The 23758-nt window shown below is 38.0% G+C and carries 24 protein-coding genes; 22 read left to right on the top strand and 2 right to left on the bottom strand.

All coding sequences use genetic code 11. The features are described 5' to 3' along the window. Window positions 1-344 precede the first annotated feature (344 nt). The 3 genes from E1I69_RS19475 (at window position 345) to E1I69_RS19485 (ending at window position 3384) form a co-directional block, all read left to right on the top strand. Window positions 345-2090, top strand: coding sequence for a carbon starvation CstA family protein (locus tag E1I69_RS19475; RefSeq protein ID WP_136381229.1), 1746 nt, complete (start codon window positions 345-347; stop codon window positions 2088-2090). 69 nt (window positions 2091-2159) lie between these two features. Next, on the top strand, window positions 2160-2423 hold the full coding sequence (locus E1I69_RS19480) for a cory-CC-star protein (RefSeq protein WP_136381230.1): 264 nt from the start codon (window positions 2160-2162) through the stop codon (window positions 2421-2423). A 13-nt stretch (window positions 2424-2436) separates the two neighbouring features. After that, the gene (locus tag E1I69_RS19485; RefSeq protein ID WP_136381231.1) at window positions 2437-3384 is read left to right on the top strand and encodes an ArsA family ATPase; all 948 of its coding nucleotides are present in this window, start codon (window positions 2437-2439) and stop codon (window positions 3382-3384) included. Between the two features lie 40 nt (window positions 3385-3424). Here the strand turns inward: E1I69_RS19485 and E1I69_RS19490 are convergent, their stop codons facing one another. Then, the gene (locus tag E1I69_RS19490) at window positions 3425-3625 is read right to left on the bottom strand and encodes a hypothetical protein (RefSeq protein ID WP_136381232.1); all 201 of its coding nucleotides are present in this window, start codon (window positions 3623-3625) and stop codon (window positions 3425-3427) included. A 275-nt stretch (window positions 3626-3900) separates the two neighbouring features. Here E1I69_RS19490 and E1I69_RS19495 point away from each other — a divergent pair, with 275 nt between their 5' ends. Then, window positions 3901-4194 (top strand): DUF6509 family protein, encoded by a 294-nt coding sequence (locus E1I69_RS19495; protein WP_207308579.1) that lies wholly within the window; start codon window positions 3901-3903, stop codon window positions 4192-4194. 89 nt (window positions 4195-4283) lie between these two features. Further along, window positions 4284-5216, top strand: coding sequence for a manganese-dependent inorganic pyrophosphatase (locus E1I69_RS19500; protein ID WP_136381234.1), 933 nt, complete (start codon window positions 4284-4286; stop codon window positions 5214-5216). Window positions 5217-5261: 45 nt separating this feature from the next. Here the strand turns inward: E1I69_RS19500 and E1I69_RS19505 are convergent, their stop codons facing one another. Beyond that, window positions 5262-5852 (bottom strand): guanylate kinase, encoded by a 591-nt coding sequence (locus E1I69_RS19505; RefSeq protein WP_136381235.1) that lies wholly within the window; start codon window positions 5850-5852, stop codon window positions 5262-5264. A gap of 307 nt (window positions 5853-6159) precedes the next feature. Here E1I69_RS19505 and E1I69_RS19510 point away from each other — a divergent pair, with 307 nt between their 5' ends. The 17 genes from E1I69_RS19510 (at window position 6160) to E1I69_RS19590 (ending at window position 23749) form a co-directional block, all read left to right on the top strand. Then, window positions 6160-7197, top strand: a complete 1038-nt coding sequence (locus E1I69_RS19510) for a fatty acid desaturase (protein WP_136381236.1) — start codon at window positions 6160-6162, stop codon at window positions 7195-7197. 70 nt (window positions 7198-7267) lie between these two features. Continuing rightward, window positions 7268-8401, top strand: a complete 1134-nt coding sequence (locus tag E1I69_RS19515) for a sensor histidine kinase (protein ID WP_136381237.1) — start codon at window positions 7268-7270, stop codon at window positions 8399-8401. Beyond that, window positions 8398-8997: a response regulator transcription factor gene (locus tag E1I69_RS19520; protein WP_136381238.1), complete on the top strand. Its 600-nt coding sequence runs from the start codon at window positions 8398-8400 to the stop codon at window positions 8995-8997. Before E1I69_RS19515 ends, E1I69_RS19520 begins: the two co-directional genes overlap by 4 nt. Window positions 8998-9081: 84 nt before the next feature. Beyond that, the gene (gene tatA / locus E1I69_RS19525) at window positions 9082-9255 is read left to right on the top strand and encodes a twin-arginine translocase TatA/TatE family subunit (protein WP_207308580.1); all 174 of its coding nucleotides are present in this window, start codon (window positions 9082-9084) and stop codon (window positions 9253-9255) included. Window positions 9256-9519: 264 nt separating this feature from the next. Next, window positions 9520-11646 (top strand): YhgE/Pip domain-containing protein, encoded by a 2127-nt coding sequence (locus E1I69_RS19530; RefSeq protein WP_136381240.1) that lies wholly within the window; start codon window positions 9520-9522, stop codon window positions 11644-11646. Between the two features lie 107 nt (window positions 11647-11753). Further along, complete coding sequence (locus E1I69_RS19535; protein WP_136381241.1) at window positions 11754-12593, top strand: aldo/keto reductase; 840 nt, start codon at window positions 11754-11756, stop codon at window positions 12591-12593. Window positions 12594-12763: 170 nt separating this feature from the next. Beyond that, window positions 12764-13249: a DinB family protein gene (locus tag E1I69_RS19540; protein ID WP_136381242.1), complete on the top strand. Its 486-nt coding sequence runs from the start codon at window positions 12764-12766 to the stop codon at window positions 13247-13249. A 61-nt stretch (window positions 13250-13310) separates the two neighbouring features. Further along, complete coding sequence (locus E1I69_RS19545; protein WP_136381243.1) at window positions 13311-13760, top strand: MaoC family dehydratase N-terminal domain-containing protein; 450 nt, start codon at window positions 13311-13313, stop codon at window positions 13758-13760. Continuing rightward, a complete protein-coding gene (locus E1I69_RS19550) occupies window positions 13757-14161 on the top strand; it encodes a MaoC/PaaZ C-terminal domain-containing protein (protein WP_136381244.1) in 405 nt (134 codons plus the stop codon). The genes E1I69_RS19545 and E1I69_RS19550 overlap by 4 nt, the downstream gene beginning before the upstream one ends. Before the next feature lie 136 nt (window positions 14162-14297). Next, entirely contained in the window at window positions 14298-14735 is a 438-nt protein-coding gene (hutP, locus tag E1I69_RS19555; RefSeq protein ID WP_136381245.1) for a hut operon transcriptional regulator HutP, read from the top strand. A 151-nt stretch (window positions 14736-14886) separates the two neighbouring features. Then, complete coding sequence (gene hutH / locus E1I69_RS19560; protein WP_136381246.1) at window positions 14887-16404, top strand: histidine ammonia-lyase; 1518 nt, start codon at window positions 14887-14889, stop codon at window positions 16402-16404. A 20-nt stretch (window positions 16405-16424) separates the two neighbouring features. After that, a complete protein-coding gene (gene hutU, locus E1I69_RS19565; protein ID WP_136381247.1) occupies window positions 16425-18080 on the top strand; it encodes a urocanate hydratase in 1656 nt (551 codons plus the stop codon). Between the two features lie 38 nt (window positions 18081-18118). Further along, entirely contained in the window at window positions 18119-19375 is a 1257-nt protein-coding gene (gene hutI, locus E1I69_RS19570) for an imidazolonepropionase (RefSeq protein WP_136381248.1), read from the top strand. Next, complete coding sequence (gene hutG, locus E1I69_RS19575) at window positions 19368-20309, top strand: formimidoylglutamase (RefSeq protein ID WP_136381249.1); 942 nt, start codon at window positions 19368-19370, stop codon at window positions 20307-20309. The genes hutI and hutG overlap by 8 nt, the downstream gene beginning before the upstream one ends. Before the next feature lie 73 nt (window positions 20310-20382). Then, window positions 20383-21174, top strand: a complete 792-nt coding sequence (locus tag E1I69_RS19580) for a nucleotidyltransferase domain-containing protein (protein WP_136381250.1) — start codon at window positions 20383-20385, stop codon at window positions 21172-21174. A 99-nt stretch (window positions 21175-21273) separates the two neighbouring features. After that, window positions 21274-21642: an ArsR/SmtB family transcription factor gene (locus tag E1I69_RS19585; protein ID WP_136381251.1), complete on the top strand. Its 369-nt coding sequence runs from the start codon at window positions 21274-21276 to the stop codon at window positions 21640-21642. After that, entirely contained in the window at window positions 21635-23749 is a 2115-nt protein-coding gene (locus E1I69_RS19590; protein ID WP_161974946.1) for a heavy metal translocating P-type ATPase, read from the top strand. Before E1I69_RS19585 ends, E1I69_RS19590 begins: the two co-directional genes overlap by 8 nt. The last annotated feature ends 9 nt before the right edge of the window (window positions 23750-23758 follow it).

Here is a 23758-nt window from a genome sequence, read left to right on the forward strand (position 1 = left end):
TTCGTATATTTGATGTAGTGGTCGGGAAACCAACTATATCTTATCACGAAGTGAGGCTTTTTTTTAATACCACGCTATAAGCTCTATGGAACCCCCGGCATAGCCAGGGGTTTTCAAAACATACAAACAACACCCCGCAAGAATCTATTCTTGCGGGATTTCTTATGTCCAATTAAAAAAGTTAGTAAAAACGTAATACCATTTATTACAATTTTTATTGTCGATTTTTGAAAATATAGAACTTTTAGATAATGGTATTGACAACGCTTACAAGATAGATTTAACATAAAAATGTACATGAAGTATTAATACCTACTACAAAAAATTGTATGGGAGGGAAAAGCTTGAGTGCAATTTGGATTGCTGTTTTTGGAACGATTGTATTTGTTTTAGGCTACCGGTATTATTCAAAATTTGTTGCTGAAAAGATTTTTAGTCTTGACCCAAATTTTGTTACACCTGCTCATGAATTTAGTGATGGGGTTGATTTCGTCCCAACAAAAAAACATGTTTTATGGGGGCATCATTTCACCTCCGTTGCAGGTGCAGCACCAATAGTAGGACCTGCTATTGCTGTTTATTGGGGGTGGGGACCTGCGTTATTATGGGTTGTTTTAGGTACTGTATTTGCCGCAGGAGTTCATGATTTTGGTACACTTGTCCTATCGGTCAGAAACAAAGGTCAATCAGTAGGTACACTTGCAGATAAATTGATCGGTAAAAAAGCAAAGATCTTGTTTTTATTTATCATCCTGATTTTAGTGTTAATGGTTAACGCAGTATTTGCCTGGGTTATTTCCAATTTATTTATCAAATTTCCAGCAAGCGTCATCCCCGTATTTATCGAAATTCCCCTTGCCATTTGGATTGGATATGCAGTCTATAGAAAAAAAGGCAGTATGTTACTTCCATCCGTTGTGTCACTAATCATCATGTATGGTTCAGCTGTTATTACAAGTAAAGTGCCTGCTTTGCAAATAGATTTGGTAAGCTATTTTGGCGGAGCGGATGCGACTACTCTTTTCGGGCTTAGCGGTGTGTCAATGGCCTTCTTCGTTTGGATTATTATCCTAATGGTTTATTGCTACTTTGCTTCAACACTGCCTGTATGGAAATTACTACAACCGAGAGATTATATTAACTCACATCAACTCGTAATTGGTTTAGCCATTATGTATTTAGGCCTAGTATTTTTAAATCCTGAAATAACAGCGCCAATGATGAATCCTGATGCGACCGATAAATCATGGTTGCCACTCATGTTTATCACAATAGCTTGTGGTGCAATCTCTGGGTTCCATGGACTTGTTTCCTCCGGGACATCATCCAAGCAATTGGATAAAGAGACTGATGCACGCTTCGTAGGGTATTTTGGAGCGGTAGGTGAAGGATTTTTAGCTTTAATTTCGATTATTGCTTGTGTCACATTATTCGCAAATGCGGGTGACTTTAAAGCAGCTTACAGTAGTTTTGCTGCTGCGAATTCTGGTGGACTAGGAAACTTTATTTCAGGTGGTGCTCAGCTAGCTACAGGGATTGGTATTCCAGCTGATATTGCAGCCACGATTATTGCTATTATCGTTGTTAGCTTTGCTGCAACAACATTAGATTCTTCTGTTCGTCTAATGAGGTATATTATTGCAGAGTTAGGTGCTGAATATAAAGTTCCATCCTTACAAAAAGCTCATGTTGCCACAACAGTTGCAGTTGTAACGAGTGCAGCATTGGTACTTTTACCGAAGGGTCCTAACGGGTTTGGTTCAGGAGGATATGTATTATGGCCTCTGTTCGGTACATCTAACCAACTTTTAGCCGCGATTAGTTTAATGTTAATCTCGGTTTGGTTAAAGCGATTAGGCCGCAATTATTTAGTTACGCTTATCCCAATGCTATTCCTACTCGTCATGACAGTATGGGCAATGGTTCAGCAGGTTATTTTTGATTGGGCAGGAGTAGGGTCAGCGGAAGGAAATTTATTATTATTCATTCTTGGAAGTATTATATTGATTTTTGCCGTTTGGATTGTACTAACAGCCTTTAGAGAACTTAGTAAAAAAGATGCCCCGCCAAATTTTGATTCAAATTTGTAAACAGTTGATGAAAAAGGAACCTTTCGCAAGCAGGTTTCCTTTTTCTCTTTATGAAATGAAGGTGATGATATGAAAGGAATAGAAGCTTTAAAAAAAATGCTTAAGTTATACGATGAAATTCTCTCAGTTAATCATCGATCTGAAATAGCGAGGGATTTAAGGGATGAAGATGACCTTTTTTTACTTCTATGTTTATCCGAAACTCTTGGACTACCAAACCCTGCCTTTTATTACACATTAGAGCTTTATCCTTATATGCTTGAAAAATTTCATGAATGGCATTTACGAATGGGGATGGATAAATCTCCACTTACTGGAATTCGTTGTTGTTAATGGAGGGAACAAAATGATTGGAGATAAAAAAATAGTATTTGTAGGTGGAAAGGGTGGTGTAGGAAAGTCCACGAGTGCTGCAGCATTAGCGCTAATACATGCAAAGCAAGGTCTAAAAACGTTGCTTGTATCCACTGATCCTGCCCATAATGTAGGTGATATTTTTCATAAGTCATTAAAAAACCAAGAACTCGAGGTCTATCCTGGCTTGGATGCAATCGAAATCGATCCAGAATTGGAATCAAGGAAATATATTAAAACAGTTAAAGAAAACATACAGGGTGTAGTCAGTTCACATATGCAAGATGAGGTAAATCGCCAAATCGATTCGGCCAGCTCATCTCCTGGCGCAGAAGAAGCTGCTCTATTTGATCGCATTGTTTCTATCATCCTGGACGAAGGTAAATATTATGATACGATTATTTTTGATACGGCGCCTACCGGACACACAATTCGACTACTTACATTACCAGAGTTAATGAGTGTTTGGATAGATGGAATGCTTGAGAGAAGAAAGAAGCGAAATGAAACCTATACACAATTATTAAATGATGGAGAACCGATTGATGATCCCATTTATAAAGTGCTACAACGCCGAAAGCAGCGCTTTACAGATGTCAGGAAAATCATCTTAAACAACGAACTTACAGGATTTATTTTCATTCTTAATCCAGAACGTCTGCCGATCATTGAAACAGCAAATTCGTTAAAATTACTTGGAATACACGATATATCGGTCAATACGCTTTTGATTAATAAAGTTTTATCCGAAAATATTGACGGAGAATTTTTGAAAAGACGGAAGATAAATGAAGAAGAATATATCAGAACAATTGAAAAAGAATTCCCAACACAAGAAAAATTTTATATCCCGTTATTTGAAACAGATATCAATTCAGTTGAATTATTAGTGGAATTTGCAGAACATATCAGAAAGAAAGTTGCAAACAACACACCATAATGGTGAAAAAAACGACCGCTTTATCTCGAAGCGGTCGTTTTTATGCTGTTGATCGATTTTCGACAAGATCATGTTTTTCTCTTTCCGTTTCTATTGCAGACACAATATATGCAAATCCGTTTAATACAAAAATAACGACATTTGATTGAACTCGTTCCGTTTCCCCTAAATACGTATTCATCAAGATGATGCCGGAGTATAGAACCACAAAAAATAATGCCATTTTATTCATTACTGCCATTCGACGACAACTCCTTTGCTAGTGGGATTATTATTATTCTATTTAAGATTGGTATGTCCTATGAGCTAAAAACGGGATAAACAAAGTTAAAAATGGATATACCCTAAGTTTTCATTGTAGTTTTTAAGTTTCACATGGGTGTTCCAAACATTTAGAATACCTTTTTTAGTGTATTGAAAATTTTAGTCTCAAGTTCGGAAACTTTTTCACGGATCAGGATAGAATGTGTATAATAAGTACGGATTGTAATCAATTAGAAGGGTGGCAATGCAATAATGAATATTACCGGTTATTCAGTTGAAAAGTTAAAGGATCCAACAGGAATCCTAGAAGGTGAGCGCTATGAGTTCTTTTTGGATATTGAAGTTCCAGAAGAGGATGAGTTATATTCTGAAAATGGAATTGAATTAAAAGTGATTTATGCAGTGGATCAGAAGGGTGAACGAATTGCCCAATATTATTTTTATGAAAGAGGTACTGAAAAAGTACTCGATTTTGAACTTGAGGAAGAGGAAGAACGAACCGTGAATAATTTTTGTAAAGAACATTTAGAAGATGAAAATGAGTAAATATGTCTAAAATTGTTTAATCTAATCCAATCTTTGTGTAAAATGAGAGAGTACATCATACATATTAAGCAATAAGGAGTAATGCAAAAATGGAAAAAGTACTAGTTTTTGGTCACAAGAATCCAGATACTGATACAATCTGTTCAGCAATTGCATATGCAGAACTAAAAAAGAAACTAGGTTTAGATGTTGAGCCTGTACGCTTAGGTGAAGTAAACAGTGAAACTCAATACGCATTGAATTATTTTAAAGCTGAAGCACCGCGTTTAGTGGAAAATGTAGCAAATGAGGTTCAGTCTGTTATTTTAGTGGACCACAACGAACGACAACAAAGTGCAGACGGACTAGAAAATGTAAAAATCAAAGAAGTTATCGACCATCATCGTGTGGCCAACTTCGAAACAAGCGATCCATTGTATTTCCGTGTAGAGCCAGTTGGTTGTACTGCGACTATCATTAACAAACTATACAAAGAAAACAATGTTGAAATCGAAAAAGAGGTTGCTGGCTTAATGCTATCAGCGATCATCTCTGACTCACTTTTATTCAAATCACCAACTTGTACTGACGAGGATGTTCAAGCAGCACGTGAATTAGCAGAAATCGCAGGTGTAGACGCTGAAAACTATGGTCTTGAAATGTTAAAAGCTGGTGCAAATGTTAGTGATAAGACTGCAGAACAATTGGTTTCATTAGATTCAAAAGAATTCTCAATGAATGAAAAAAAAGTTCAAATTGCTCAAGTGAATGTAGTTGACCCACAGGACGTACTTTCAAGACAAAGCGAGCTTGAAGAAGTAATGAATCAACAAATCAAGGATAACGGACTTGATTTATTCTTACTAGTTATAACTGACATTTTGAACAATGACTCTGTTGGCCTTGCAGTAGGAGAGAAATCAACTGCAGTCGAAAAAGCATTTAATGTTTCACTCGAAAACAAAACAGCAGAATTAAAAGGTGTTGTTTCTCGTAAGAAACAGGTTGTCCCTGTACTAACAGAAGCATTTAATAGCCTATAATCATAGTAAAGCCCCAAGAGGTTATCCCGCTTGGGGCTTTACTTATTAATAATCATCAGCTATTAACTGTCGATCAAGATAAGTTTCAATCAATTCGCTAATCTGATAAGAGACTTGAGGTAGGTCATAGTTTTCGAAGACGTGCTCGCAGGAAGTTTTATAGGCCATGGTTTCATCATAATGGTTCAAATGCCTTTCAATATCTTCAACACTATCCCCACGTTCCTTTTGACGTTCATGTACCGTATCGCGGTCAGCATACACAAAAATCCGGATCGCCTTATCTCCATACATTTGCTTCAAGAGATCGGCCCCTTCTGGGTTAAGTGTTAAGTATACCACCTTATGCTTCTTAAAGATTTTTACAATGTCAATTTCACGTATTCCATAAAAATGTCCATCAATCTCGACACTTTCGAGAAATTCATTTTGCTGCATCATTTGTTGAAAGGTTTCTTTATTAACAAAGTGGTAATCTTCTCCGTTGTTTTCAAAAGGGCGGGGGCTTCGAGTTGTGAATGAGGGAACGGTTTGCATATCAAATGCAGTTGCAACCATTTTGCCTAATGTTTTCCTGCCAGAACCATCTGGACCCGTATAAATAAAAATCCTCTCTTTGTCCTTTAATTTGTACATAGATTTCCTCCTTTTAGAAAAAATTTCCATTGTAGCATTCGTTTAAATACTCTGTTTTTTAATTATAGCACAAAAAACAGGTTTTAGCCTATCTGGAATGATAATTTTTTGTATATTTTAAATCTTCTCAACGATATATGACATTTATCATGTAAATCACATGACACCTATGTCTAGTGAAAATCTTTTTTCTCCTATAACATTAAAAGTGTAGAAAAACTTGTTGACATTTTGTCAGCTCAATACCTAATTATTCTTAAAAATAAACTAAAAAATATGAAACGAGAAAAAAGAAAGGAACGATTATATGAACAAATTAGATCAGCGAAGTTTACGAAAACAAGTTGCACCCTATGAAAAGTCAAACTTTAAGGCTAGTCTTTTTCAGCTTTTCAACACATTAGTTCCATATCTTGGATTATGGGCACTTGCCTATTATTCATTAAACATTTCGTATATCTTGACATTTGTAATTGGTGTGATTGCTGCAGGGTTTCTTGTTCGGATTTTTATCATTTTCCATGACTGTTGTCACCACTCATTCTTTAAAAATCGGAAGGCAAATAAGGTTATTGGTACCATCGCTGGGATCTTAACATTATTTCCATATAGTAAATGGGGACATGACCATTCCGTCCACCATGCCACTAGCTCAAATTTAGATAAACGTGGTACGGGCGATATCTGGGTAATGACGGTTGCAGAATACATGGAAGCAACCCCTTGGAAGCGTCTTTGCTACAGAATTTACCGTAATCCATTTGTGATGTTTATTTTAGGACCAATTTTTGTGTTCTTAATTGAAAATCGTTTTAACAGAAGAAAAGCGAGAAAAAATGAACGTATCAACACCTATATAACGAATGTAGGAATCGTAGGATTAGCGGCTATTTTATGTGTAGCAATCGGCTGGCAGTCGTTTTTAATTGTACAAGGAACCATTTTTATGGTATCTGGAATTGCAGGTGTCTGGTTATTTTATGTTCAGCATACATTTGAAGATTCTTATTTTGAGGAAGATGAAAATTGGGAATATGTTAAGGCAGCTGTAGAAGGCAGTTCGTTTTATAAGCTTCCAAAACCATTGCAGTGGTTAACAGGGAATATTGGCTATCATCATGTGCATCACTTAAGCCCACGTGTTCCGAATTACAAGCTTGAAGAGGTGCACAACCAAACAGCTCCACTTCAGCATGTACCAACCATTACGTTAAAAACAAGCTTAAAATCATTGAAATTCCGATTATGGGATGAAGATGAAAAAGTTTTTGTAGGCTATGGTAAAATAAAAGAAATGGTTGCAGACCAAAAGAATGTAAACAAAATTCCCAGCTTAGAAAAATAAGCTGGGTTTTCCTATAGCTTAATATGATATGATACAGAAAAAAACACGAATAAAAATGAGGGTCTATCCTATGAAGAAATATTCACTTTTTCAAAGATGGTCGGGGGTCTCACCTTATATTTGGGCAGTCATGAGTATACTACCGTTTTATTTTATTTTTCAATCATCATCGACACCTGAAATTATCGCTGGACTCATCTTAACGGTCATCTTTTTCCTTTCATTACGATTTGCTTTTATCTCGAAAACATGGCCAGTTTATTTGTGGACCTCAATCTTAATTGGTATTTCATTAACCATGTCGATTCTTTTTGCATTTATTTATTTTGCTTTCTATATTGCATATTACAATGGACATATTAAAAATCGGGTTGCTTTTTTAACGTTATACATCATACACCTTGTAGCCACAACATTCTCGATCAATTACAATCTCGTTATACAGGATGAGGTTTTTTTGACCCAATTGCCATTTAACATTATTATCTGGATTAGCGTTATTCTGTTGCCATTTAATATTTATAATAAGAAGAAACAAGAGAAGTTAGAAGAACAACTTGAGGATGCTAACAAACGAATTGCCGAACTGGTAAAACAAGAGGAACGCCAAAGAATTGCACGTGACCTACATGATACATTGGGACAAAAGCTCTCCATGATTGGTCTAAAAAGTGATTTGGCAAGGAAGCTCATACAAAAAGATCCAGAAAAGGCAAGACATGAATTAATAGATGTTCAGCAAACTGCAAGGACAGCATTAAATGAAGTTCGAAAAATGGTATCCCAAATGAGAGGTATTCGTATTCATGAAGAAATTGCACGTGTAAAAGAAATACTGCGTGCAGCTGAAATTGAATTTGAATATAAGGAAGATGAATCACTAAAGGATGTCTCATTATTCTACGAGAATATCATTAGCATGTTAATAAAAGAAGCAATTAACAATGTGGTGAAACATAGTAAAGCGACTCGGTGTACAATAGAAATTTCCCAGTTTGAAGAAGAGATTCGCTTGGTCATCAAGGACAATGGGATTGGGTTCATCCCAGATAAAGATGTGAGCGATGGGCATGGATTAAAAGGAATGAGAGAACGTTTAGAATTTGTAAATGGAAGCCTTGAAATAAGGACGAATGATGGAACGATACTAATTATTCACATTCCAAATGTACGTAAACAGGTCGAAGTGGAGGGACTTTTATGATTCGAATCGTAATTGCAGAAGACCAAAGAATGGTCCTCGGCGCATTAGGCTCGCTTTTAAATTTAGAGGACGATATGGAAGTCGTGGGCATGGCTAATAACGGGCAGGAAGCGATTTCGCTAGTGAAGGAGCTTCAACCAGATATTTGCATGATGGACATTGAGATGCCTTTAAAAACAGGACTTGAAGCTGCTGAGGAGTTGAAAAAAACGGACTGTAAAGTCATCATTTTAACTACCTTCGCCCGTACTGGATATTTTCAACGAGCACTAAAAGCAGGTGTGAAGGGTTACCTCTTAAAAGATAGCCCCAGTGACGAATTGGCTGATTCGATTCGTAGTGTGATGAGTGGTAAACGTGTATATGCTCCTGAATTAATGGATGATTTATATGCAGATGAAAACCCGTTAACTGATCGTGAACTTGAAGTATTGGAACTTGTTGCTGATGGGAAAAATACGAAGGAAATTGCCGACGAGCTACGAATTAAAACCGGCACTGTCCGAAATTATATTTCTACTATTTTAGACAAACTTGAAGTAAAGAATCGTATTGAAGCAATCACACAGTTAAAAGAAAAAGGCTGGTTTAAGTAGCAAAACCAAAAATTTGAATTGAAAAAATAATAGTAGAGGAATAAAATAAGGGTGCAATACATTTCGTTTTAGGGTGGAATGATCATGGGAAACCTTGGTTTCGGGGAATTATTATTAATTATCTTTTTTGCGCTGCTTGTATTCGGACCTAAAAAATTGCCTGAGCTCGGAAAGGCAGCAGGAACAACGCTTCGAGAATTTAAAAAGGCTACAAAAGGCATCCTTGAGGATGATCATATTGAACCAAAATCAAAATAGGAACTAGAATTGGAGAGGGAATGAACCTCTCTTTTTTTTGCAAAAAATGTAGGATGTTTGTTCTAGTACTCTCAAATTCAATTTACTCCTTTATCTTCAAGAGAACTACAACCATTGGTATCCCTTCTATACTCCATAATTCGTAATTTTGGATGATGAACAAGTTTTTACTATTTATTACTAATAATTCGTAATATTATGAGTATTAGATAGAGGTAATGAATGGTCGTTCAGTTTTTTGTAAATTGAATTGGAGGTGGAACAATGAAATTGTATCAATTGTTTGTTAGTGAAATCGGAAAACTGAAAACAAATAAGGCAATTCTAGTATCCGTAATTGCTGCGTTGTTAGTTCCCATTGTTTATGCAGGCATCTTATTATCAGCGACATGGGGGCCTTATGATTATTTATCCAACTTGCCAGTGGCCGTCGTAAACAATGACATTGGAGCAGTGTCAGGAGATGCACCGGTAAATGTAGGTGCTGATTTAGTAGACGAACTTAAAGCGGGTGAAGATTTAGGGTGGGATTTTGTTACTTCCACTGAAGCGATGAAAGGACTTCAAAAGAATGATTACTATATGGTCATTGTTATTCCAGAAGATTTTTCACAGCGGGTTACTTCAGTTATGGATCCTGACCCGGCAAAACTTGAGTTAGAGTATATTCAAAACGAAGGCCTGAACTTTTTGGCTTCACAGGTAACCAATAGTGCAATTGAAAAAATTCGTGAAAAACTGGCCAATAAAATCACTGCTGAATATACCTCACAAGTATTTGCCAGTCTTGATGATGTAGCTGACGGATTCGAAAAAGCGGCAGATGGCTCAAGGCAGCTAGCTGATGGAACAACACAGCTACATAATGGAACTACACAATTAAACACATCGGTTACAGCAAAAATGGGTGATATTACAAAGTTAGCTGATGGCACGCAAGAATTAAAAACAGGAACGGCCTTACTATTGCATACTCTCAAGGAGAAGTCAGCAGATATCACTAAGCTTTCAGATGGCTCAAAGGAGCTTCATGCAGGTACTGTCACGTTAAAAGATGGTACAAACCAGATATTTGATGGTTTAGTCCAGGCTAAAAAAGGGAGTGAAGACCTCCAAACAGGAATTGATGGACGACTCGTTCCAGGTAGTAAAAAAGTAGCGGATGGTACGATTGCCGTTCGTGATGGAGCACGGCAACTCGCTGCGGGAGCGAAGGAATTAATCGATGGATTGGAACAGTATCGAACGGTTAATCCAACAGTTAGAGTCGGTCCCTATTATCAGCAAATCATCGATGGCGCTAAGAAAATTTCAACAGGCTTAGATAAATTATCGGCATCTTCAGTCGGTTTAGCAGATGGAGCCGATCAAATAGCAGTTGGCTTACGGGACAGTATTTCACCTGGGATTGGACGACTCCACACCGGGTTAAGCAAACTTGTTGATGGTCAGCAGCAAGTGGTGGCAGGAGCAACTCAATTAGAAGTAGGTGCAAAACAACTTGCTGATGGGAACTCACAAGTAAGAAGTGGGTGGACTGAGTTAACAAATGGTGTTGCTATTTTAGATAACGGTGCCGCTCAAATCTCAGATGGGAATATGGCTGTTAAGAAAGGTTGGCAAACATTAGCAACAGGAACTACAGAATTGAATAACGGAGCAAAACAAATCAATGAAGGAAGTGAAGAACTAGCTACCGGGTTAAGAGAGGGAGAAGAAAAAACGAGCAATATCAGCACTGGTGATAGGAACATTGATATGTTTTCTTCACCCGTTGAACTCACAAATGGAAAAGTGAATGAATACGAGTATTATCGTGACTCAACCGCACCATATATCATTACACTAGCATTATTTGTAGGTATATTAATCATGTCGTTGTTTATCGATTTGAAAAAACCAGCAAATGTTTCTGGTAGGACATGGTTTTTAGTAAAATTCGCAAAGCTTGCATCGTTAGCTTTTGCTCAAGCGGTTCTTTTATTAGTTGTCGTGTTGCTAATCTTACAACTAAGTGTGTCAAATCTCTTTGGGTTCATTATTTTTACAATCCTAACGAGTATCGTCTTTTCAGCTATTGTCTTATTCCTGGCAGCGGTAGGAGGGAATATTGGACGTTTTATGGCACTTGTATTTGTTGTATTACAGCTATCAACTACAGGAGCAAACTTACCAATTGAAATGCTACCTGATGGATTAAGGGCATTGAGTAGCTATCTACCGTTCACGTATTCGATTGAAGGTTTAAAATCACTCATTACACTCAATGATATTGGTAACGGAATGTTTAAGCTAGCCATTTTACTTGGCTATGCAGTGATCGCAGTTACTTTGACATTAACAGTATACTTTATCAAATATCGTAAAGAACGCCAATACTGGGAAGTGTAATTAACATGAACATGTGCTTTTTTAAGCACATGTTTTCTTATTTGAAATATTATTCATCGTGTGAGAAACTATTAATGGTAAATCTTTCAATTACGAGGAGGATACATATGGTAAAAAGTCTTCAAGATACAACGACCCTACATAATGGAGTTAAAATGCCATGGTTTGGTCTAGGAGTTTTTAAAGTGCAAGAGGGTCAAGAAGTCATTGATTCTGTAAAATGGGCAATCAAGCACGGCTATAAAAGTATAGACACGGCTGCTGTCTATAAAAATGAAGAAGGTGTAGGCCAGGCAATTCGAGAGTCCGGTATTAATAGGGATGAGTTGTTTGTTACATCTAAGGTTTGGAACAGTGACCAAGGATATGAATCTACACTACAAGCATTTGAAACAAGCCTTCAAAAACTAGGTCTTGACTACTTAGACTTATATCTTATCCACTGGCCGGGAAAAGACAAGTATATTGAAACATGGCATGCCCTTGAAAAGCTATACAAGGATGGACGTGTCCGCGCGATTGGCGTAAGTAATTTCCATGTTCATCATCTTGAAAACCTTATCAAAAATTCTGAGATTAAGCCAATGGTAAACCAAGTTGAATACCATCCACATTTGACGCAAACAGAATTGCATGAATTCTGTAAAAAAGAAGGAATTCAATTAGAAGCATGGTCTCCACTTAAACGGGGAGAATTACTAAATGATCCAACTCTTTTAGAAATTAGCCAAAAATACAATAAATCCGTTGCACAGGTTATTTTACGCTGGGATCTTCAAAACGGTGTTGTTACGATTCCAAAGTCGATTAAAGAACAACGAATCCAAGAAAATGCTGATGTCTTTGACTTTGAACTTACACAAGAAGATATGGAAAATATAAGTGCACTCAACAAAAATGACAGAATTGGTTCAAATCCAGACACAAATATGACTGGTTTTGAGTGATTACGAATTTAAGCCACACGGGTTAATTCCGTGTGGCTTTTTTGATTAAAGTAGTGATAGATGTAGGAGGAAATCACCCTTCATTTGTAGAATTGGTAATATTTATGAATATATATTCTTATAGTTTTTTTTACAGTTCAATAATTTTCTAGAATCGGGAGGGTGCTTTCATGCAAATGTTTTTTAGATATAACTGGATGGTAAGAGAAGAGTGGTATCGTTGGTGTGAAGAATTAAGTGAAGAGGAACTTCTGCAAATTCGAACAGGTGGAGTGGGGAGTATATTGCATACACTCTTCCATATTGTTGATGTCGAATGGAGCTGGATACGTGTTATACAAGGTAAACCGGACTTTCAAGAGAATTTCAATGATTATAATAGCTTAATTAAGATTCGAGAATTAGATGCAAAACTACATGTTGAGGTAGAAAGTTTCGTGAATAACTGGGATGCAACCAGGGAAAATCGTTTATTTTACGATACTCTACCTGACGGAAAAATTGTAACGGATACTTGGGGGGAAATTATGCGACATATCATTGCCCATGAAATTCACCATGTCGGCCAATTATCCATTTGGGCAAGGGAAATCGGAAGAAAGCCTATTTCTGCAAATGTCATCGGTCGGGGTCTTTCCACTTATTCAAATTACTAAATCAAATTAATACTAGTTATTAGCTTTATTTATAATCCAAGAGTTTAAAGGGGTGTTACACGTGTATAAAGATTTTATCGGTAAACAATCATCAAAAATAAAAAATGTCGTTGAAAGAGGAGCTGTCAAGAAATTTGCAGAGGCAATAGGTGACCCTCATCCCATTTTTATGGATGAAGAGTTTGGTAAGGCTTCTAGATATAAAACAAATATCGCACCACCTACATTTCCTAGAGTATTTGATTTCGGGAATATTGAGGGGTTCGTTTTACCTGAAAAAGGTCTCATCCATGGTGAACAGATTTATAATTATGAAAGACCATTACTAGTTGGAGAAGAGATTTATTGTTACTCAAAGGTAGAAAAATACGTGGTGAAAAAAGGATCTACAGGGTCGATGAGCTTTTTAACCATTAGTGAAAATGGGGAGGACTTAAATGGGAATCTCATTTTTTCTTCAAAGCTTGTTGTTATTCTTACAGAAGCGGTTAGAAAGGGGATGATGGTATGAGTACGTTAGAGGATATTGAAATTGGTTCTTCGTTAGAAAGCATACAGCTACCTCCAGTTTCAAGAATGGACTTAATTAAATATTCGGGTGCTTCCGGCGATTACAATCCAATCCATACCATTGAAGATGAGGCACATAAAGCGGGGTTGCCTGGGGTGATTGCACATGGCATGTGGACAATGGGGAACCTTGCAAAGCTTTTTACCCTTTTTTATGAGGAAGGTTTTATCAAAACCTTTTCAATCCGATTTCGGAATATGGTATTTTTAGATGACGTGATCACACTAAATGCAATATTAAAAAGAATAGACGAAAACAATCTAATCTTTGATGTTGTTGCGGTAAACCAACATGAAAAAGATGTGATCAAAGGTAGTGTCGTGTTTCAAAAATTTGCTTAAACCTTTAACATGGTAGACTACTACTATAGTAATATACTAAAATTTACCAAATCCATTGACATTTTGATTGGCTGACCATTACAATATAAGTAGTTAATAGATAATAGGGAAATTCAGAAATTAGAGGTTCTTAGATATGAGTCAAAAAATAGCAATTGGTAAAATTGCTGTATTACTTGCAACCTTAACCGAGGATGAAATGGAAGCTTTTTCTCGGTCATTACAGGATATTAAATACTGTCAAGGAAAAGTTGGTTCGATGAATATGCAAAAGGTGATTGCTGCTGTTGAAACAGCTGCTAAGCGTCATGGCCTTATTCATGAATCACAATACCGTGAAACCCATGCTCTATACCATGCAATTATCGAAGGAATCGAAGGGGTTACAAGAGGGCAAACGGCAATCGGCGAAATCAGTCGGACAGTAGGTCTTCGTTTTGCAATCGTTCGAGGGACACCTTATACAAATGAGGAAGAAGGCGAATGGATTGCGGTGGCCTTTTATGGAACAATAGGTGCCCCTATTAAAGGTCTTGAACACGAAACCATTGGTCTCGGAATCAATCATATTTAAAACTATAATACAATGTTTTTACATTGCCTATAGTCCTTTAGTTAATAGGAGGCGATGATGGTATCTCTATGCCATTATCGTCTCTTTTCTTTTTTTCGTGACTCATTTACTGGAACAAGTTTTGGACACATAAATAGGTAGGAGGATGCGTATGGTTGAGTTAACAGGACAGTCGTTAACGTTAGAACAAGTCAAACGGATTTGTTATGACTATGAGCAAGTAACAATAAGCAAAGAATCACTTCAAAAAGTAGAACAAAGTCGTAAAGCAGTTGAGAAAATCGTGACTGATAAAAAAACCATCTACGGAATCAATACCGGATTTGGAAAATTTAGTGATGTCATCATTGCCGATGACGATGTCAATGATCTACAGCTTAATTTAATTCGCTCTCATGCCTGTGGGGTTGGCGAACCTTTCCCTGAAGTTGTTTCACGCGCCATGGTTTTACTTCGGTTGAACGCACTATTGAAAGGTTTTTCGGGGATTCGTCCTGTCATTGCTGAAAGTCTAGTAACCTTATTAAACATGAAAATACATCCAGTTATTCCACAGCAGGGTTCACTCGGAGCTTCTGGAGATTTAGCGCCACTTTCACATTTAGCCCTTGTTCTTCTCGGAGAAGGTAAAGTCCATTATAATGGAAGGATTTTTGTAACACAGGATGTTTTCTTGAAAGAGGGAATACAGCCAGTTGTTCTGCAGGCAAAGGAAGGTCTTGCACTCATTAATGGTACCCAAGCAATGACTGCCATGGGTGTGGTCAATTGGTTAGAAGCCACACAGCTAGCCCTACAAAGTGATATGATTGCAGCTTTAACACTTGAGGGACTTGAAGGAATTATTGATGCCTTTCATCCAGCTATACATGAGGCCCGTGGATATCAACAGCAAATGGATGTAGCAAAAAGAATTCGTGACCTCTTATCAGGAAGTCAATTGATTACAAGACAAGGGGAAAAGCGAGTGCAGGATGCCTATTCATTACGATGCATTCCACAAGTACACGGAGCTTCCTGGCAGGCATTAGACTATGTAAAAGAAAAACTAGAAATTGAAATGAATGCAGCCACTGATAATCCGTTAATTTTTGAAGATGGGAACTTGGTTATTTCAGGCGGAAACTTCCATGGGCAACCTATCGCCATTGCGATGGATTTTATGAAAATCGCAGTTGCTGAGTTTGCGAGTATTTCTGAGCGAAGAATTGAAAGATTAGTGAACCCACAATTAAATGATTTGCCACCATTTTTAAGTTCACAACCTGGTTTACAATCGGGTGCAATGATTATGCAGTATGTGGCAGCATCACTCGTATCTGAAAACAAAACACTCGCACACCCTGCAAGTGTAGACTCCATCCCATCTTCTGCCAACCAAGAGGATCATGTGAGCATGGGGACAATCGGATCGCGCCATGCATATCAAATTATACAAAATGTACGACGAGTTTTAGCGATTGAATGTATTTGTGCTTTGCAGGCAGTCGAATATCGTGGCACACACAAAATGGCACCTGCTACTCAGGCCTTTTATAAAGATGCAAGAAAAATTGTTCCGTCGATAACTCAGGACCGTATCTTCGCAAATGATATTGAGCAGGTAACAGAATGGCTTAAAAAAAATAATCTAGTGTGGACAGCCAATTTAGTACTAATTAGAAATTAACGTTGAGAGGGGAAAAAGCAATGTCAATTCAAAATCGTGTCGTACATGTAAAAAAGGGAACAGAGCTTGAGTGTAAGGGGTGGGAGCAGGAAGCCGCCTTACGAATGCTATATAACAATTTAGATCCTGCTGTTGCGGAGAAACCAGAAGAACTTGTTGTGTACGGAGGTATTGGAAAAGCCGCAAGAAATTGGGAAGCCTTTGATGCAATTGTATCCACTCTCCGCCGTTTAGAAAATGATGAAACGATGTTAATTCAGTCTGGAAAACCAGTCGCAGTATTTAAAACTCACAATGGCGCACCACGTGTTTTACTTTCAAACTCTGTACTCGTACCGAAGTGGGCAACCTGGGAGCATTTCCATGAGCTTGATAAAAAGGGCTTAATGATGTATGGCCAAATGACAGCAGGAAGTTGGATCTATATCGGTTCCCAAGGGATATTACAAGGAACCTATGAAACTTTCGCTGAAGTTGCACGCCAGCATTTTAACGGTTCATTAAAAGGAACAATTACTCTAACAGCTGGATTAGGCGGGATGGGGGGTGCTCAGCCACTTGCAGTTACCATGAATGGTGGTGTTTGCATCGCAGTGGATGTTGACAAGTCTCGTATTCAAAAACGCATTGATACGAAGTATTGTGATCGAATGACAGATTCAATTGATAAAGCAATTAAGTGGGGCCTAGAGGCCAAGCGCAATGGAGATGCCTTATCGATTGGATTGATTGGAAATGCAGCCGAAGTGCATCACGAAATCCTAAATCGCAACATCCAAATTGATGTAATGACTGACCAAACTTCTGCACACGACCCGTTAAACGGATATGTTCCAGAAGGGTATTCTATTGAAGAAGCAAATATACTGCGTGCTGAAGACCCAAATAATTATATGAAATTGTCAACTGCCTCCATGGCAAAGCATGTTCGAGCAATGCTAGAATTTCAACGTAGAGGAACCGTGACATTTGACTATGGAAACAATATTCGTCAAGTAGCAAAAGACGAAGGTGTTAATCATGCATTTGACTTTCCGGGCTTTGTGCCTGCATACATTCGTCCATTATTCTGTGAAGGAAAAGGACCATTCCGCTGGGCTGCTCTGTCTGGGGACCCACAAGATATTTACCGAACAGATGCCTTAATTCAGGAACTATTCCCAGAAAACAAAGCATTGCTTCGCTGGATTGAAATGGCTCAAGAAAGAGTAGAGTTCCAAGGGCTGCCGGCTCGAATCTGCTGGCTTGGATACGGGGAACGTGTAAAAATGGGCCTTGCCATTAATGAATTGGTTCGAAAAGGTGAATTGAAAGCACCAATTGTAATTGGTCGGGATCACCTAGACTGTGGTTCTGTTGCTTCACCAAACCGTGAAACGGAAAGCATGAAGGATGGTAGTGATGCGGTAGGTGACTGGGCTATATTAAATGCTTTAATCAATGTTGCCGCAGGTGGTTCATGGATTTCTGTCCATCATGGTGGTGGAGTCGGGATGGGCTATTCACTACACGCAGGAATGGTTGTGGTTGCTGACGGAACGGATTTAGCAGAAGAACGACTTCGTAGAGTCCTTACTACTGACCCAGGCATGGGTATTGTACGCCATGCAGATGCCGGTTATGAAAAGGCAATTGAAGTAGCAAAGGAAAAAGGAGTCGACATCCCGATGTTGTAAGACTATCAATCTACCAAGAAAGGAGAGGTAATGTAAACATGCAGTACGATTTACTCATTCACAATATAGGACAACTGATTTTACCAAAAGAAACAACTAGACCCCTTAAAGGGGAAGAAATGAAGCAGCTTAATGTTAAAGAAAATGCTGCATTAGCAGTCAAGGATGGAAAAATAGCGTGGATTGGAACAAATGTTGAAGCCAATCACTTACAGACGAAAGAAAGTTTTGATGCACAGCAAAAAGTGGTATCCCCTGGCCTTGTCGACCCTCATACCCATTTGGTGTTCGGTGGGTCTCGTGAAAAAGAGCTTGCATTAAAGCAAGCGGGTGTTCCCTATCTTGAAATCCTAGCAAATGGTGGAGGCATTTTATCAACCGTTGAGGCAACAAGAAAGGCAACAGAGGAAGAACTATATGAAAAGGCATCCTTCCATCTAAAACGTATCCTTTCATACGGAGTCACAACGTTGGAAGCTAAAAGCGGTTATGGTTTAGATCCAGAAACTGAATTAAAACAATTAAAAGTTGTAAAAAAACTAAATGAAAATTACCCAATATCAATCATATCAACCTTTTTAGGGCCACACGCCATTCCTCCAACCTACAAAGGGAAAGAAACAGATTTCTTGGAAGAGATGGTACAACTACTTGATACTGTTAGTGAAGAAAAACTTGGCGAGTTCGCTGATATTTTCTGTGAAACCGGTGTATTTACAACAGAGCAATCGGAATACTTTTTACAAAAGGCAAAGGAAAAGGGGTTTGGCTTAAAAATTCACGCTGATGAAATTGACTCATTAGGAGGAACAGAGTTAGCCGTTAAACTGGGAGCAACAAGTGCCGACCACCTAGTGGCTGCCTCTGATGAAGCCATAACGATGCTTTCCAACAGCAATACTGTTGCTGTTTTGTTACCTGGAACAACCTTTTATCTTGGTAAGGACAGCTATGCGCGTGCTCGAAAAATGATCGATGAAGGTGTAGCTGTAGCTCTTGCAACTGATTTTAATCCTGGAAGCTGTGTAACTGAAAACTTACAGTTTATCATGTCACTTGCTGCCCTAAAATTACGAATGACACCAGAAGAAGTTTGGAATGCAGTTACTGTCAATGCCGCATTTGCAATCGGTAAAGGGGAAGAAGCTGGAACACTTACAATCGGTCAACATGCAAATTTTGTCCTATGGGATATTCCAAATTATATGTACCTTCCATACCATTTTGGTGTTAACCATACAAATAGTGTGTATGTGAATGGTAAAAAAGTGTGGGGGAGAAACGATCATGTCTAATTTTCATTTTCTCACACCAGGTCAGCCTGCCATTTTTAAAGATCAATATGTAACGAAAGTGACCGAATGCATAAAGGCATATCAAAATGGAACCAAAGCTGATTTTGGTCTGATCGGTCTTCCTGCATCAAAGTCGTCAATCTCACCATCGTTCGCAGCGGACGCACCTAAAACGATACGAAACGTATTGAACGCTTATTCAACATACTCAGGGGAAAAAAACAAAGATTACAAAGGTACCTCAATTGTAGATTTTGGTGATGTACTTATCCATCCGACAAATCTTGAAGAAACCACTGAACGTTTATATTTAAGTGTGAAAGAAATGCTGCAAACCAATTCATGTAATAAGTTTATCATGCTAGGTGGCGATCACAGTGTGAGCTTTCCATCGATTCGTGCCTTTGGGGAATATTACGGAAGAGTCGGTGTCATCCAATGGGATGCTCACCATGATGTCCGAAATTTAGAGGATGGTGGTCGAACAAACGGGACACCTTTCCGTAGTTTATTAGAGGGTGGCTTTCTAAACGGAGAAGATCTTACCCAAATTGGCATTCGTGACTTTGCAAATGCACGTGAATATCATCTATATGTAAAAAACAAAGGCGTCAAAGTGTACACAATGGATGATGTAGACCGCGTTGGAATTGTTCCTATTATTCAAAAAGAAATAGAACGACTATCGCAAAAGGTTGATATTATCTATTTATCAGTCGATATGGACGTGGTTGATCAAGCCTTTGCACCAGGCTGTCCAGCGATTGGGTCTGGTGGTTTGACATCAAGAGAGCTACTTTCAAGTATTACAGCAGCGGCAGACCATCCAAAAGTGAAAGCAATGGATATTGTTGAAATAGATCCGTCTAAAGATATTCGTGATATCACAAGTAGGCTTGCCGCACATGCAATGCTACGTTTTATGTATACGTAATTAGAGAATACTATTTGTAAAAGGAGATGACATTCGCATCTCCTTTTCTCATGTGAAGAAAAGGAGTATCACTATGAAAGAACATATCATAGAAGTTCTTAATCAAATTGAAACGGAATATGCCATCAAAATTCTCTATGCATGTGAAGCAGGGAGCCGAACCTGGGGTATTTCTTCTGAAGATAGTGACTATGATGTGCGTTTTATTTATATACATAAAACCGATTGGTATCTTTCGATTGATCAAAAGCGAGACGTGCTTGAAATTCCGAAACACGATAAAGTAAACATTTCATTAAACCCATTAGTGGACATGAGCGGTTGGGAGCTTACAAAGGCACTTCGTCTCTTTCGTAAATCAAATCCGGGTCTCTTAGAATGGTTACATTCAACTATCATCTATTCCCAAACTAATTCCTTCGTTGATAAGATGCAGCAACTTGAGCCGCAAATTTTTTCGCCAAATGCTTGCATCTATCATTACGTCAAAATGGCAAAGGGAAATTTTAAAGCGATTCAGGAGAAAGAACCAAATATAAAAACCTATATGAATGTAATCCGACCACTTTTAATGGCCAAATACATTCAAAAGTACAATCGTATGGGCAATCTTGAAATGAATAGCTTAATAAAAGAACTCTTGCCCAATGACGCATTGAAAACAAACATTGAAAACATGATGAAATTAAAATCAATAGGTGAAAATCTAAAAGAACATAACTTTATAATTGACACTTTTATTAATGAACAATTTTCAAACTTAAAGCAAGATATATCTAAACCTAAACGCAATATATCAGATCATACACCTCAACTGAATCAGCTCTTTCGAGAGACATTAACAAAAGCATGGGATGATAACTAATTAATTTTTTATGAGACCCATTATTCAAATATCCCCTTGAATGTCTGATAATTCAGTTATATACTATATTCAAATGAATACTTTAATGAGGGGATGCAAATGTCTAAAAAGGATACCTGTGAAATTTATTGTTATGATGAAGAGAAGGTAAATCGAATACAGAATGAGTTAAAAACAGTTGATATCTTAAGTGTAGCCCAATTGTTCAAATCGATTGCGGATGAAAATAGGGCCAAAATCGCTTTTGCTTTAACTAAAGATGACGAATTATGTGTATGCGATATAGCAAATGTAATTGGTGTTACAGTTGCAAATGCTTCACACCATCTTCGGACACTTCATAAACAAGGTGTTGTAAAATACAGAAAAGAAGGAAAGTTGGTTTTTTATTCTTTAGATGATGATCATATTAGACAATTATTAAAAATTGCCCTTGTTCATAAAGAAGAGGTGAAGAATGATGTCTGAACAAGCTACAAAGACTTACCGTGTTCAAGGCTTTTCCTGAGTAGGCTGTGCAAAGACGTTCGAAAAGAACGTGAAACACCTGGATGGTGTTACAGATGTTAATGTAAATTTTGGAGCTTCAAAAATAACGGTAACAGGTAATACAACAATTGAAGAACTTGAAAAGGCAGGAGCTTTTGAAAATTTAAAGCTCCGAGACGATCATGAAAAAGCAGCACCGCAAATCCCATTTTGGAAGCAAAAACAAACTATTAAAGTCTATATATCAGCCGTTTTTCTCTTAGTGAGTTGGCTTTTAGCAGAAGCATATGGAGAAGGACATCTCACTTCAACAATCGGTTATGCTGCTGCTATTATAATCGGTGGCTTTACACTGTTTCAAAATGGATTTAAAAACATCGTTCGCTTCAATTTTGATATGAATACTCTTATGATCGTAGCCATAATTGGGGCAGCCCTTATTGGAGAATGGGGAGAAGGGGCAACTGTTGTGATTTTATTTGCAATAAGCGAAGCCCTGGAACGTTATTCAATGGATAAAGCTCGAAATTCAATTGAATCATTGATGGATATAGCACCAAGTGAAGCTTTGATTCGTCGTGGAACTGAAGAAAAGATGATTCATGTCGAGGATATTCAAATTGGGGACATTATGATTGTGAAGCCAGGTCAAAAGATTGCGATGGATGGAATCGTCATGAAGGGTAATTCTTCCATTAATCAGGCTTCGATAACGGGTGAAAGTGTTCCACTTAGTAAAACAACAGATGATGAGGTATTTGCTGGGACTCTGAATGAAGAAGGGCTGCTTGAAGTTAGAGTAACGAAAAGAGTTGAAGATACAACTATTGCAAAAATCATCCATTTGGTTGAGGAAGCACAAGCTGAACGTGCCCCTTCTCAAGCGTTCGTGGATAAGTTCGCGAAATACTATACACCTGCAATCATCGTCTTAGCTATTTTAATTGCAGTTATTCCTCCATTGTTCTTTGGGGCAAGTTGGAACGAATGGATTTATCAAGGATTGGCAGCTCTCGTCGTAGGGTGTCCATGTGCATTAGTCGTATCTACCCCAGTTGCAGTTGTAACTGCAATCGGTAATGCTGCACGACATGGTGTATTGATCAAAGGTGGTATTTACCTCGAGGAAGCAGGATCACTTAAAGTTATTGCATTTGACAAAACGGGTACATTAACAAAAGGAGTTCCAGCTGTAACTGATATCGTTTCTTATGATGAGAATGAACAAAAATGGCTGACACTTACTGCTGCCATTGAAAAAGGCTCCCAACATCCACTTGCAGCAGCTATCCTTAAAAAAGCGAAGGATCTTTCTTATAATGATGTAAGGATAGAAGACTTCCAATCAATTACAGGTAGAGGTGTGAAAGCTAAAATTGGTGAAGTAGTTTATTATGTTGGAAGTCCTGCTCTATTTGAAGAAGTGCATAAAAGTAAATTAAAAGAAAAACAAGACCAGATTGTTGACATGCAAAGTCAAGGTAAAACAGTCATGCTCCTAGGAACTAAGGAGGAAATTCTTTTACTCATCGCAGTAGCTGATGAATTAAGGGAATCATCAAAAGAGGTCATACGTAACTTACATGAAGCAGGCATTGAAAAAACGATTATCCTCACCGGTGATAATCAATTAACAGCAAATGCGATTGGAAACGAAGTGGGTGTAACAGAAATTAAAGCGGATTTACTTCCTGAAGACAAACTAGCTTCTATTACAGAACTTCAGGCAACCTACCAAAATGTGGCGATGGTTGGTGATGGGGTTAATGATGCTCCAGCACTAGCCGCTGCGACTGTTGGTGTTGCGATGGGAGGAGCCGGAACGGACACCGCCCTTGAAACAGCTGACATTGCGTTAATGTCTGATGACCTTCGAAAATTGCCGTTTACAATTAAATTGAGTCGAAAAGCATTATGGATCATTAAGCAAAACATCACTTTTTCATTAGCAATAAAAGCTTTAGCTTTGTTGTTGGTTGTCCCAGGATGGCTCACGCTTTGGATCGCCATTTTTGCTGATATGGGTGCAACCCTACTTGTTACATTAAACAGCTTACGACTATTAAAGATTAAGGAACAGGGGTAACATCGTTAT

It is taken from the genome of Bacillus timonensis, assembly GCF_004799755.1.
Classification (GTDB): domain Bacteria; phylum Bacillota; class Bacilli; order Bacillales; family Bacillaceae_L; genus Ferdinandcohnia; species Ferdinandcohnia timonensis_A.

Excerpts from the sequence above, each read along its gene's own strand:
- E1I69_RS19480 (WP_136381230.1), top strand. The coding sequence starts at position 2,160 with ATGAAAGGAATAGAAGCTTTAAAAAAAATGCTTAAGTTATACGATGAA.
- E1I69_RS19485 (WP_136381231.1), top strand. The coding sequence starts at position 2,437 with ATGATTGGAGATAAAAAAATAGTATTTGTAGGTGGAAAGGGTGGTGTA.
- E1I69_RS19490 (WP_136381232.1), bottom strand. The coding sequence starts at position 3,625 with ATGGCAGTAATGAATAAAATGGCATTATTTTTTGTGGTTCTATACTCC.
- E1I69_RS19495 (WP_207308579.1), top strand. The coding sequence starts at position 3,901 with ATGAATATTACCGGTTATTCAGTTGAAAAGTTAAAGGATCCAACAGGA.
- E1I69_RS19500 (WP_136381234.1), top strand. The coding sequence starts at position 4,284 with ATGGAAAAAGTACTAGTTTTTGGTCACAAGAATCCAGATACTGATACA.
- E1I69_RS19505 (WP_136381235.1), bottom strand. The coding sequence starts at position 5,852 with ATGTACAAATTAAAGGACAAAGAGAGGATTTTTATTTATACGGGTCCA.
- E1I69_RS19510 (WP_136381236.1), top strand. The coding sequence starts at position 6,160 with ATGAACAAATTAGATCAGCGAAGTTTACGAAAACAAGTTGCACCCTAT.
- E1I69_RS19515 (WP_136381237.1), top strand. The coding sequence starts at position 7,268 with ATGAAGAAATATTCACTTTTTCAAAGATGGTCGGGGGTCTCACCTTAT.
- E1I69_RS19520 (WP_136381238.1), top strand. The coding sequence starts at position 8,398 with ATGATTCGAATCGTAATTGCAGAAGACCAAAGAATGGTCCTCGGCGCA.
- tatA (WP_207308580.1), top strand. The coding sequence starts at position 9,082 with ATGGGAAACCTTGGTTTCGGGGAATTATTATTAATTATCTTTTTTGCG.
- E1I69_RS19530 (WP_136381240.1), top strand. The coding sequence starts at position 9,520 with ATGAAATTGTATCAATTGTTTGTTAGTGAAATCGGAAAACTGAAAACA.
- E1I69_RS19535 (WP_136381241.1), top strand. The coding sequence starts at position 11,754 with ATGGTAAAAAGTCTTCAAGATACAACGACCCTACATAATGGAGTTAAA.
- E1I69_RS19540 (WP_136381242.1), top strand. The coding sequence starts at position 12,764 with ATGCAAATGTTTTTTAGATATAACTGGATGGTAAGAGAAGAGTGGTAT.
- E1I69_RS19550 (WP_136381244.1), top strand. The coding sequence starts at position 13,757 with ATGAGTACGTTAGAGGATATTGAAATTGGTTCTTCGTTAGAAAGCATA.
- hutP (WP_136381245.1), top strand. The coding sequence starts at position 14,298 with ATGAGTCAAAAAATAGCAATTGGTAAAATTGCTGTATTACTTGCAACC.
- hutH (WP_136381246.1), top strand. The coding sequence starts at position 14,887 with ATGGTTGAGTTAACAGGACAGTCGTTAACGTTAGAACAAGTCAAACGG.
- hutU (WP_136381247.1), top strand. The coding sequence starts at position 16,425 with ATGTCAATTCAAAATCGTGTCGTACATGTAAAAAAGGGAACAGAGCTT.
- hutI (WP_136381248.1), top strand. The coding sequence starts at position 18,119 with ATGCAGTACGATTTACTCATTCACAATATAGGACAACTGATTTTACCA.
- hutG (WP_136381249.1), top strand. The coding sequence starts at position 19,368 with ATGTCTAATTTTCATTTTCTCACACCAGGTCAGCCTGCCATTTTTAAA.
- E1I69_RS19580 (WP_136381250.1), top strand. The coding sequence starts at position 20,383 with ATGAAAGAACATATCATAGAAGTTCTTAATCAAATTGAAACGGAATAT.
- E1I69_RS19585 (WP_136381251.1), top strand. The coding sequence starts at position 21,274 with ATGTCTAAAAAGGATACCTGTGAAATTTATTGTTATGATGAAGAGAAG.